This is a genomic window from Stenotrophomonas sp. Sm6012 (assembly GCF_030985895.1).
Classification (GTDB): Bacteria; Pseudomonadota; Gammaproteobacteria; order Xanthomonadales; family Xanthomonadaceae; genus Stenotrophomonas; species Stenotrophomonas forensis.
On record NZ_JAPTFX010000151.1, the window covers coordinates 1 to 11,301 of the forward strand.

Here is an 11,301-nt window from a genome sequence, read left to right on the forward strand (position 1 = left end):
CCCCCCCACTACCCCCGCGTTTGCGGATATCGGTCAAGGCGGCCTGGCGGCACCTGCGCGATAATGCGGCCATGAGCATCCGAGAGCTTTCCCCCGCGCAGGCGCGCGAGCGCCTGGCCCATGGCGCCGTGCTGATCGATGTGCGCGAGGCGCACGAACGGGCCGGGGGCATGGCCGAGGGCGCGCGCGGCGTGGCCAAGGGCGAGCTGCAGGCCGATCCGGCCGCGCACCTGCCGCGGCACGACCAGGAAATCCTGCTGATCTGCCAGAGCGGCAAGCGCTCGGCCGATGCCGCGCAGTTCCTGCAGGGGGCCGGGTATTCCAACGTCGCTTCCGTGACGGGCGGTACCGTGGCCTGGCGCGAGCAGTTGTTGCCGCTGGTGCAGTCGCTGACCAGTGCGGCCGACCGCGACTTCTACGACCGCTATTCGCGCCACCTGCTGCTGCCGCAGGTGGGCGAGGCCGGCCAACGTCGCCTGCAGCAGTCGCGCGTGCTGGTGCTCGGCGCGGGTGGGCTGGGCGCACCGGCCGGCTTCTACCTGGCTGCGGCCGGGGTAGGGCATCTGCGCTTCGCTGACCACGACCGCGTGGAGCGCAGCAACCTGCACCGGCAGATCGTGCACACCGAAGCCAGCGTCGGCCAGTTCAAGGTCGATTCCGCGCGCGAGCGGTTGCTGGCATTGAACCCGTCGATCGAGGTCGAAGCGGTACCCGCGCGCGTCACTTCCGAGAACGTGGACCGCCTGCTGGACGGCGTGGACGTGGTGCTGGACGGCTCGGACAACTTCCCGCTGCGCTACCTGCTCAACGACGCCTGCATCAAGCACGCCACGCCACTGGTGTATGCCGCCATCGAGCGCTTTGACGGCCAGGTAAGCGTGTTTGACGCCGGCCGCCAGCGCGGCGTGGCGCCGTGCTACCGCTGCCTGTTCCCCGAGCCGCCACCGCCGGAGTTCGCGCCGAGCTGTTCCGAGGCGGGGGTGCTGGGCGTACTGCCTGGCCTGGCCGGGGTGCTGCAGGCCACCGAGGTGCTGAAGCTGCTGCTGGGCATCGGCGAGCCGCTGGTCGGCCGCCTGCTGCGTTTCGATGCGTTGGGCATGCGCTTCCGCGAGACCGGCATCCGGCCCGACCCGCACTGCCCGGTGTGTGCGCCGGGGGTGCCGTTCCCGGGGTATATCGATTACGCCGCGTTTTGTCGGGGTGGGTGAACCCGGCTGGGGGAGGCTTTGGTAGATGCCGACCTTGGTCGGCGCTCTCGTGCCAACCAAGGTTGGCACCTACCGAAGCGGGTGCAAGGTTGGCACATGCCGAAGCGGGTGTGCGGTTTCGGGATGATGCTTGGGGTCAGTCCCCACATCGTTCCACCTCCAAGACAATCCGGCGCAACATGCGTGCTATTGCCGTCATCGGCATTGCTCTATTGTTGAACCCGATTCTGGATCTTGGGGAAAGCACCGCATGGCGGTAGAAGCAGCGACCAGCGAGCTGGTCAAGGTCGTGGCCCTGTTGGGCGCGGCGGTGGTGATGGTGCCCCTGTTCCGCCGGGCCGGCCTGGGCTCGGTACTGGGCTACTTCGCCGCCGGCCTGGCGATCGGACCGTTCGGGCTGGGCTGGTTCTCCGACCCGCAGGCGATCCTGCATACCGCCGAGCTCGGCGTGGTGATGTTCCTGTTCGTGATCGGCCTGGAAATGCGGCCCTCGCACCTGTGGAGCCTGCGCAAGGAAATCTTCGGGCTGGGCACGCTGCAGATCGTCACCTGTGCGCTGGTGCTGACCAGCATCGCCAAGCTGTTCGGCTTCCCCTGGCAGGTGGCCTTCATCGGCGCCACCGGCTTCGTGCTCACCTCCACCGCGGTGGTCATGCAGCTGCTGGCCGAGCGCGGTGACATCGCGCTGCCGTCGGGGCAGAAGATCGTTTCTATCCTGTTGTTCGAAGACCTGCTGATCGTGCCGTTGCTGGCGCTGGTGGCATGGATGGCGCCGAGCGCCGGCAGCGCCGATGGCGAAGGCTCGCGCTGGCTGTCGGTAGCGATCGGCGTGGGTGCCATCGTGGGCCTGGTGCTGGTCGGCCGCTTCCTGCTCAATCCGCTGTTCCGGGTGCTGGCCGAATCGAAGGCACGCGAGGTGATGACCGCCGCCGCGCTGCTGGTGGTGCTGGGTGCTGCGCTGCTGATGCAGCTGTCCGGCCTGTCGATGGCGATGGGCGCGTTCCTGGCCGGCGTGCTGTTGAGCGAGTCGACCTTCCGCCACCAGATCGAAGCGGACATTGAACCGTTCCGCGGCATCCTGCTGGGCCTGTTCTTCCTCAGCGTAGGCATGGCGCTGGACCTGAGCGTGGTGGCCGCGCACTGGCAGCTGATCCTCGGCCTGGTGCTGGCGTTGATGGCGGCCAAGGCGCTGTGCATCTACGTGGTCGCGCGCATCATGGGCAGCGATCATGCGCAGGCGCTGGACCGTGGCGTGCTGATGGCGCAGGGCGGCGAGTTCGCGTTCGTGCTGTTCTCCGCCGCCGCATCGGCTGGCGTGATCGACCTGGACATCAATGCCAACTTCACCGCCGTGGTGGTGCTGTCAATGGCGCTGACCCCGCTGGTGGTGCTGGTCTACAAGCGCGTGGCGCCGAAGCCGACGGTGAACATGGATGGCGTGGACGAGGCCGATGGGTTGTCCGGCAGCGTGCTGCTGATCGGCTTCGGCCGCTTCGGCCAGGTCGCCAGCCAGTCGCTGCTGGCGCGCGACGTGGACGTGACCATCATCGACAACGATGTGGAGATGATCCAGAGCGCGGCGCGGTTCGGTTTCAAGATCTATTACGGCGATGGCACGCGCCTGGACGTGCTGCATGCCTCGGGTGCCGCCACCGCGCGTGCGATTGCGGTGTGCGTGGACAAGGCCGAGGCGGCTGACCGCATTGTCGAACTGGTGGCGCATGAATTCCCGCAGGCCAAGTTGATGGTGCGCTCGTTCGACCGCGAGCATTCGCTGCGGCTGATCCATGCCGGTGTCGATTTCCAGATCCGCGAGACGTTTGAGTCGGCGGTGCTGTTCGGCCAGGCCGCGCTGGTGGAGCTGGGTGCGGACGAGGATGACGCGGTGGAGATCGCCGAGCAGATCCGCCGCCGCGACGCCGAGCGCTTCGAGTTGGAGATTGCCGGTGGTGGGTTGAATGCCGGCGCGCGGATGATCTACGGCAACAGCCCGCAGGGCGTACCGACGCCGACCCCGTTCACCGCACCGAAGCGCGCGAGCAAGACGCTGAACCCGCAGGACGTGCCGGAAGAGGAAGAGTAGAGCCCGGTCGTGCCGGCCACTGGCCGGCAACCTTTGCGCACCATCCGTCGGTAGTGCCGGCCGCTGGCCGGCAGATACGGAAACGTTCCGACGCCATGAGGTTGCCGGCCAGCGGCCGGCACTACCGGCAGATACGGAAACGTTCCGACGTCATGAGGTTGCCGGCCAGCGGCCGGTACTACCGGCAGATACGGAAACGTTCCGACGTCATGAGGTTGCCGGCCAGCGGCCGGCACTACCGGGGCACGGCGTCGACGCGCGGCGGTGGGCGAGGGGGCCTGAATCGGGGACAATAGCGTCCCCGCCGCCCCACGCCTGCTCCCGATGACCGATTCCGCCCCCCAGCATCCTGCCCGCATCCTTGATGGCCGCCGTATCGCCGAGGACCTGCTCGACAGCCTGAAGGTGCGCGTCGACGCCCGCGTGGCCGCCGGTGGCAGCCGCCCGGGCCTGGCCGTGGTGCTGGTGGGCGGCGACCCGGCTTCGACCGTGTACGTGCGCAACAAGCGCCGTGCCGCCGAGAAGGTCGGCATCGAAGCGCATGACTACGATCTGCCGGCCGGTACTACCGAAGCCGAGTTGCTCGACCTGATCGACCAGCTCAACGCCGACCCGAAGATCAACGGCATCCTGGTCCAGCTGCCGCTGCCGGGCATCCCCGACGCGCGCCGGCTGATCCAGCGCATCGACCCGCGCAAGGACGTGGATGGTTTCCATCCGGAAAACGTCGGCCACCTGGCCCTGCGCGAGTTCGGCCTGCGCCCGTGCACCCCGCGCGGCATCACCACGCTGCTGGGCCACACCGACCAGCCGGTGCGCGGCCGCAACGCCACCATCGTGGGCGTGAGCAACCATGTCGGCCGGCCGATGGGCCTGGAGCTGCTGATTGCCGGCTGCACCGTGACCAGCTGCCACAAGTTCACCCCCAAGGACGTGCTGGAACAGGCCGTGCGCAACGCCGACATCCTGGTGGTGGCGGTGGGCCGCCCCGGCATCGTGCCGGGCGAGTGGGTGAAGCCGGGCGCGGTGGTGATCGACGTGGGCATCAACCGCCTGGATGACGGACGCCTGGTGGGCGACGTCGGGTTTGAAGCGGCCGCCCAGCGCGCCAGCTGGATCACCCCGGTGCCGGGTGGCGTGGGCCCGATGACCGTGGCCACGTTGATGCAGAACACCCTGGAAGCGGCCGAAGCGCTGAGCTGACCTTTTGGGGTGGTGCCGACCGTTGGTCGGCACAATGCGGACATGCGGATGACCCGCTCCTGGTAGGTGCCAACCTTGGTTGGCACACATACATCGGGGCCATCGGCCCATCTGGGGCACCGGTGCCGGACAGATCGTGCCAACCAAGGTTGGCACCTACCAAAGGCGCTCCAGGACTGCCCCGAGTGATCCTCTTAAGGTGGGTGCCGACCGTTGGTCGGCACATCCATCGGGGTCATCGGCCCATCTGGGGTCCAGTTGCCGGACGGGCCGTGCCAACCAAGGTTGGCACCCACCAAAGGCGGTATGCCACCGGCGGCCCGGATAGCCCCCTGAATGGATCGCCGCCCGCGCGACACTGCGTCGCATCTACCCCCTGCCACAGGGCGCGAAAACAGGGTAAAATGTCGCGCTTCCCCACATCTCGGGTATGCCGATGCTGCGCATCCAGGCTGAAGCACTCACTTACGACGACGTCTCGCTCGTCCCCGCCCATTCGACCATCCTGCCCAAGGACGTCAACCTCGAAACGCGGTTGACTCGCGACCTGAAGCTGAAGCTTCCGATCCTGTCCGCAGCCATGGATACCGTCACCGAAGCCCGCCTGGCCATCGCCATGGCACAGCTTGGCGGCATGGGCATCATCCACAAGAATCTCAGCCTGGAACAGCAGGCCGCGGAAGTGGCCAAGGTCAAGAAGTTCGAGGCCGGTGTCATCCGCGACCCGATCACCGTCGGCCCGGAAACCACCATCCGCGACGTGCTGGCCCTGACCCAGGCGCACAACATCTCCGGCGTGCCGGTGGTGGGCAGCGACGGCCTGCTGGCCGGCATCGTGACCCATCGCGACATGCGCTTCGAAACCGAGCTGGACGATCCGGTCCGCCACATCATGACCAAGAAGGATCGCCTGATCACGGTCAAGGAAGGCGCCGCCTCTGACGAAGTGCTGCAGCTGCTGCACCGCAACCGCATCGAAAAGGTGCTGGTGGTCAATGATTCGTTCGAACTGCGTGGCCTGATCACCGTCAAGGACATCCAGAAGAACACCGACTTCCCCAACGCTGCCAAGGACCTGTCGACCCGCCTGCTGGTCGGGGCTGCCGTCGGCGTGGGTGGCGATACCGATCGCCGCGTGGAAGCGCTGGTCGCCGCCGGCGTGGACGTGATCGTGGTCGATACCGCGCACGGCCATTCGCAGGGCGTGCTGGACCGCGTCAGCTGGGTCAAGAAGAACTTCCCGAACGTGCAGGTCATCGGTGGCAACATCTGCACCGGCGAAGCCGCACTGGCGCTGCTGGACAGCGGCGCGGACGCAGTGAAGGTCGGCATCGGCCCGGGCTCGATCTGCACCACGCGCGTCGTCGCTGGCGTTGGCGTGCCGCAGGTGACCGCCATCGACCTGGTGGCCGAAGCGCTGCAGGACCGCATCCCGCTGATCGCCGACGGTGGCATCCGCTACTCGGGCGACATCGGCAAGGCGCTGGCCGCCGGTGCCTCGACCATCATGGTTGGCGGCCTGCTGGCCGGTACCGAGGAATCGCCGGGCGAGACCGAGCTGTACCAGGGCCGTTCGTACAAGAGCTACCGCGGCATGGGTTCGCTGGCTGCCATGGAGAAGGGGTCGAAGGACCGCTACTTCCAGGACGCCGCCACCGCCGACAAGCTGGTGCCGGAAGGCATCGAAGGCCGCGTGCCGTACCGCGGCCCGGTGGGCGGCATCATCCACCAGCTGATGGGCGGCCTGCGCGCCACCATGGGTTACGTGGGCTGCGCCACCATCGAAGACATGCGCAGCAAGCCCAAGTTCGTGAAGATCAGCGGCGCCGGCCAGCGTGAGAGCCACGTCCACGACGTGACGATCACCAAAGAGCCGCCGAACTACCGCGCCTGACGCGGGCCGGGCAAAGAGGAACGAGGAAGCTGATTCCCGTTCCTCTTTTTCCATCTGCTGCTGCAAATCTGATTTCGTTTTCCCTACTGCATTGCCAGGGCGCCATGACCAACATCCATAACGACAAGATCCTGATCCTCGATTTCGGCGCGCAGTACACGCAGCTGATCGCCCGCCGCATCCGCGAGCTGGGCGTCTACTGCGAAATCTGGGCGTGGGACCACAACCCGGCCGAGATCGCGGCGTTCGGCGCCAAGGGCATCATCCTGTCCGGTGGCCCGGAATCGACCACGCTGCCGGGCGCCCCAGCCGCGCCGCAGGAAGTGTTCGACAGCGGCCTGCCGATCTTCGGCATCTGCTACGGCATGCAGACCCTGGCCGCGCAGCTGGGTGGTGCCACCGAAGCGGCGGACCAGCGCGAATTCGGCCACGCCGAAGTGAACGTTATCAACCCGGATGCGCTGTTCAAGGGCCTGAGCGACCACGGCGGCGAGCCGAAGTTGAATGTCTGGATGAGCCACGGTGACCACGTCTCCGTTGCGCCGCCGGGCTTCACCATCACCGCTACCACCGACCGTATTCCGGTGGCCGCCATGGCCAACGAAGAAAAGCGCTGGTACGGCGTGCAGTTCCACCCGGAAGTGACCCACACCCTGCAGGGCCAGGCGCTGCTGCGCCGCTTCGTGGTGGATGTGTGCGGCTGCCAGACCCTGTGGACCGCCGCCAACATCATCGACGACCAGATCGCCCGCGTGCGCGAACAGGTGGGCGATGACGAAGTGATCCTGGGCCTGTCCGGCGGTGTGGATTCGTCGGTTGTGGCTGCGTTGCTGCACAAGGCGATCGGCGACAAGCTGACCTGCGTGTTCGTGGATACCGGCCTGCTGCGTTGGCAGGAAGGCGACCAGGTGATGGCGATGTTCGCCGAGCACATGGGCGTGAAGGTCGTGCGCGTGAATGCCGCCGACCGTTACTTCGCCGCGCTGGAAGGCGTGAGCGACCCGGAAGCCAAGCGCAAGATCATCGGCAACCTGTTCGTTGAGATCTTCGACGAAGAGTCGAACAAGCTGAAGAACGCCAAGTGGCTGGCGCAGGGCACCATCTACCCGGACGTGATCGAGTCGGCCGGCAGCAAGACCGGCAAGGCGCATGTGATCAAGAGCCACCACAACGTGGGCGGCCTGCCGGAGCACATGAAGCTGGGCCTGGTGGAGCCGCTGCGCGAGCTGTTCAAGGACGAAGTGCGCCGTCTGGGCGTCGAACTCGGCCTGCCGCGCACCATGGTTTACCGCCATCCGTTCCCGGGCCCGGGCCTGGGCGTGCGCATTCTGGGCGAAGTGAAGCGCGAATACGCCGAACTGCTGGCCAAGGCCGATGCCATCTTCATTGACGAGCTGCGCAAGGCGGACCTGTACGACAAGACCAGCCAGGCGTTTGCCGTGTTCCTGCCGGTGAAGTCGGTGGGCGTGGTGGGTGATGCGCGCGCTTATGAGTGGGTGATTGCGCTGCGGGCGGTGGAGACGATTGACTTCATGACGGCGCACTGGGCGCATCTGCCGTATGAGTTCCTGGGGACGGTGAGCAACCGGATCATCAATGAGTTGCGAGGGGTGTCGCGGGTTGTCTATGACATCTCGGGGAAGCCGCCGGCTACTATTGAGTGGGAATGAGTTGAAAGAACGAGGGCGCCGAGAGGCGCCCTTGTTGCATATGGAGCCTTCCCTCGTCTTTCAGTTCGGTCAGAAATTGCTGGATCCCTTTAGGGAAGGTATAAGGCGCCACGCCTGATTCAGCCCCGCCCGGCTCTGATAGACTTTCACCGACTCTCATCGACTTTGATGCATGCCAATGGTGCGTAATTGCCATGACCACTGAGCCGTGGGTAACCGCTGGTCAGGTCGCCCAGCATCTGGGCGTGGCCAAGGACACCGTTTATCGTTGGCGGGAGCGTAAAGGCCTGCCAGCGCACCGTGTGGGACGACTTTGGAAATTCCAGTTGTCCGAGGTGGATGAATGGGTGCGTGCGGGCGGAGCAGATGAGGAACAATTGAACGATTCGACAGGAAATAAGTCATGACCGGTGCTCAGCAGCGCGCTGCCCTGCAAAACCAAATTTGGAAGATTGCCAACGAAGTTCGCGGTGCGGTCGATGGTTGGGACTTCAAGCAATACGTGCTGGGCACCCTTTTCTATCGGTTCATCAGCGAGAACTTTGTCGACTACATCACCGGGGGTGATTCCAGCGTTGATTACGCCGACATGGCTGATGATGATAAGAACATCGCCGCAGCCAAAGACGATGCCATCAAGACCAAGGGCTACTTCATCTACCCCAGCCAGCTGTTCGTCAACGTAGCGGCCAGCGCCGGCGCCAACAGAAGTCTGAACACTGATCTTGCCAAGATTTTCTCGTCCATCGAAGCGTCTGCCAATGGCTACCCGTCAGAGCAAGATATCAGCGGTCTGTTTGCCGACTTTGATACCACCAGCAACCGGCTTGGTAACACTGTAAAGGACAAGAATGCTCGCCTGGCTGCTGTCCTCAAGGGCGTTGCTGGTCTGGACTTGGGTAGCTTTGACGACAGCCATATTGATCTCTTTGGCGATGCTTACGAGTTCCTGATATCAAACTACGCCGCCAATGCCGGAAAATCAGGCGGCGAGTTCTTTACGCCACAGCAGGTCTCCAAACTCATCGCGCAGCTGGCAATGCACGGCCAGGCCAGCATCAACAAGATCTATGACCCCGCGTGCGGCTCGGGCTCGCTACTGTTGCAGGCAAAAAAGCAATTCGACGACCACCTCATCGAAGAGGGCTTCTTTGGGCAAGAGATCAACCACACCACGTACAACCTGGCGCGGATGAACATGTTCTTGCACAACATCAACTATGACAAGTTCCATATCCAGCTGGGCAACACTCTGATTGCTCCGCACTTCGGTGATGACAAACCTTTCGACGCCATTGTCTCCAATCCGCCCTACTCGGTGAAGTGGATCGGAAGCGATGACCCCACGCTGATCAACGATGACCGCTTTGCACCAGCTGGCGTGCTCGCGCCCAAGTCCAAAGCTGACTTTGCTTTTGTACTGCATGCACTGAGCTACCTCTCGGCGAAGGGGCGCGCGGCGATCGTGTGCTTCCCCGGCATCCTCTACCGAGGAGGCGCCGAACAAAAGATTCGCCGCTACCTGGTAGACAACAACTACGTGGAGAGCGTGATCTCGCTCGCGCCGAACTTGTTCTACGGCACCAGCATCGCGGTGAACATTCTGGTGCTAGCCAAAAACAAGAAAGACACCCGCACGCAGTTCATTGACGGCAGCGGGCTATTCAAGAAGGGCACCAACAATAACGTGCTACTGGACGATCACATCAGAGAGATCATGGCTGTGTTCGACAGCAAGGCCAATGTCAATCACTTCGCCAAGACAGTGCCTTTGGTGCAGGTGGCTGCCAATGACTACAGCCTTTCGGTCAGTGGCTACGTGGAGGCGAAGGACACTCGCGAAGTTGTGGACATTGCCAAGCTTAATGCTGGTCTAAAAGCTACGGCAGCCAAGATGGCCCGAATTCGTAATGAACTTGATGCCATTATCTCGGCGATTGAGGGCGAGAGGCCTGGTGCATGATTGGTGCAAAATTCCTGGAAACTCTGCTCGAAGGCGTTGCGGTCGAGTGGGCCGAGGTGGGTGAACTGATTCCTCCTCAGCGGGGGAAAAGGCTCGTCAAAAGCCAGCTGGATGAAGTCGGAAGTTATGCGGTTTATCAAAACAGTCTGAAGCCACTTGGCTACTACCATGAAGGTAATGCGCCGGCTGGGGTGGCCTTTTTGGTTGTCGCGGGAGCCGCAGGGGATATTGGATTTAGTGATGCCGCGTTCTGGGCTGCGGATGATGTCTATTTCTTCGCGAAATCAAATGCCGTCAATAGCAAGTATTTGTATTACTTTCTTTTGACGAGACAGCGTGAAATTTCATCTCAAGTTCGTAGGGCAAGCGTTCCGCGGTTATCGATATCCGCAGTTGAAAAGCTTCATGTCCCCATTCCTTGCCCCGAGAATCCGAAAAAATCACTTAAAATCCAAGCCGAAATCGTCCGCATCCTGGATGCCCTTACTGAGCTGACCACAGAGCTGACCACAGAGCTGGCCGCCGAGCTGGCCGCCCGCAAGAAGCAATACAGCTACTATCGGGATCGGTTGTTAAGTTTTGAAGACGGTGACGCTGAGTGGAAGCCTCTTGGTGATCTCTTTCCCTTTATTCGAAATGGATTTGTGGGTACCGTTACTCCGTACTATACTGACGCTGAAAGTGGGATTAGATATCTGCAGGGGACAAATATCCAAAAGGGCAGCATCAATGACAAGAATGAATACTACATAACAAGGGAATTTCACGATAAGTGCGCCAGAACAAAACTCAAGATCGATGACATTCTGGTGGTTCAATCCGGCCATGTTGGAGAGAGTGCGGTTGTGGGTGATAAGTATAAAGATTGCAACTGTCATGCGCTTATCGTTATGAGTAATGGTGGTGGATGCAACTCTAAATTCATCAACTACTTTCTGCAAAGTGCCGAAGGAAAATCGAGGCTGGCGAAAATAACCACGGGCGGAACAGTGAAGCACATTCTGGCATCGAAAATTAAGAAGCTGGAGGTGCCTGTGCCAGCGCTCTCGAAGCAGGTTCGCATCGTCGCCATCCTCGAGAAGTTCGATATCTTGATAAACTCCCTTAGCGAGGGCTTGCCGCGAGAGATCGAACTACTCCGGAAGCAGTATGAGTATTACCGCGACCTGCTACTAAGCTTCCCAAGATCAGAAGGAGCAGAGGTGACCTGCCCCCCGTTTTCCGGGCCAACCTGATCTTAGTAGAGTCCGTCTCACAAGAGGACGGACATGAAGAAGCGA

Annotated in this window: 8 protein-coding genes; all 8 read left to right on the top strand. The window is 62.8% G+C overall.

Annotated features, from left to right (window positions below):
- Positions 1–26: 26 nt before the first annotated feature.
- The 8 genes from moeB to O0J73_RS19060 all read left to right on the top strand — a co-directional run bounded on the left by moeB (position 27) and on the right by O0J73_RS19060 (position 11,256).
- Complete coding sequence (gene moeB, locus O0J73_RS19025) at positions 27–1,208, top strand: molybdopterin-synthase adenylyltransferase MoeB (RefSeq protein WP_308309386.1); 1,182 nt, start codon at positions 27–29, stop codon at positions 1,206–1,208.
- Between the two features lie 250 nt (positions 1,209–1,458).
- The gene (locus O0J73_RS19030) at positions 1,459–3,291 is read left to right on the top strand and encodes a monovalent cation:proton antiporter-2 (CPA2) family protein (protein ID WP_053449528.1); all 1,833 of its coding nucleotides are present in this window, start codon (positions 1,459–1,461) and stop codon (positions 3,289–3,291) included.
- A 324-nt stretch (positions 3,292–3,615) separates the two neighbouring features.
- Entirely contained in the window at positions 3,616–4,494 is an 879-nt protein-coding gene (gene folD / locus O0J73_RS19035; protein WP_308309384.1) for a bifunctional methylenetetrahydrofolate dehydrogenase/methenyltetrahydrofolate cyclohydrolase FolD, read from the top strand.
- A gap of 436 nt (positions 4,495–4,930) precedes the next feature.
- Positions 4,931–6,388, top strand: coding sequence for an IMP dehydrogenase (gene guaB / locus O0J73_RS19040; protein WP_005409308.1), 1,458 nt, complete (start codon positions 4,931–4,933; stop codon positions 6,386–6,388).
- A gap of 104 nt (positions 6,389–6,492) precedes the next feature.
- Positions 6,493–8,058, top strand: coding sequence for a glutamine-hydrolyzing GMP synthase (guaA, locus tag O0J73_RS19045; protein ID WP_136639453.1), 1,566 nt, complete (start codon positions 6,493–6,495; stop codon positions 8,056–8,058).
- Positions 8,059–8,252: 194 nt separating this feature from the next.
- Positions 8,253–8,465, top strand: a complete 213-nt coding sequence (locus O0J73_RS19050) for a helix-turn-helix domain-containing protein (protein ID WP_080375940.1) — start codon at positions 8,253–8,255, stop codon at positions 8,463–8,465.
- Complete coding sequence (locus tag O0J73_RS19055; RefSeq protein ID WP_053508940.1) at positions 8,462–10,021, top strand: type I restriction-modification system subunit M; 1,560 nt, start codon at positions 8,462–8,464, stop codon at positions 10,019–10,021. Before O0J73_RS19050 ends, O0J73_RS19055 begins: the two co-directional genes overlap by 4 nt.
- The gene (locus O0J73_RS19060; protein ID WP_308309385.1) at positions 10,018–11,256 is read left to right on the top strand and encodes a restriction endonuclease subunit S; all 1,239 of its coding nucleotides are present in this window, start codon (positions 10,018–10,020) and stop codon (positions 11,254–11,256) included. The genes O0J73_RS19055 and O0J73_RS19060 overlap by 4 nt, the downstream gene beginning before the upstream one ends.
- The last annotated feature ends 45 nt before the right edge of the window (positions 11,257–11,301 follow it).

Excerpts from the sequence above, each read along its gene's own strand:
- guaA (WP_136639453.1), top strand. The coding sequence starts at position 6,493 with ATGACCAACATCCATAACGACAAGATCCTGATCCTCGATTTCGGCGCG.
- O0J73_RS19060 (WP_308309385.1), top strand. The coding sequence starts at position 10,018 with ATGATTGGTGCAAAATTCCTGGAAACTCTGCTCGAAGGCGTTGCGGTC.
- folD (WP_308309384.1), top strand. The coding sequence starts at position 3,616 with ATGACCGATTCCGCCCCCCAGCATCCTGCCCGCATCCTTGATGGCCGC.
- O0J73_RS19050 (WP_080375940.1), top strand. The coding sequence starts at position 8,253 with ATGACCACTGAGCCGTGGGTAACCGCTGGTCAGGTCGCCCAGCATCTG.
- guaB (WP_005409308.1), top strand. The coding sequence starts at position 4,931 with ATGCTGCGCATCCAGGCTGAAGCACTCACTTACGACGACGTCTCGCTC.
- O0J73_RS19055 (WP_053508940.1), top strand. The coding sequence starts at position 8,462 with ATGACCGGTGCTCAGCAGCGCGCTGCCCTGCAAAACCAAATTTGGAAG.
- O0J73_RS19030 (WP_053449528.1), top strand. The coding sequence starts at position 1,459 with ATGGCGGTAGAAGCAGCGACCAGCGAGCTGGTCAAGGTCGTGGCCCTG.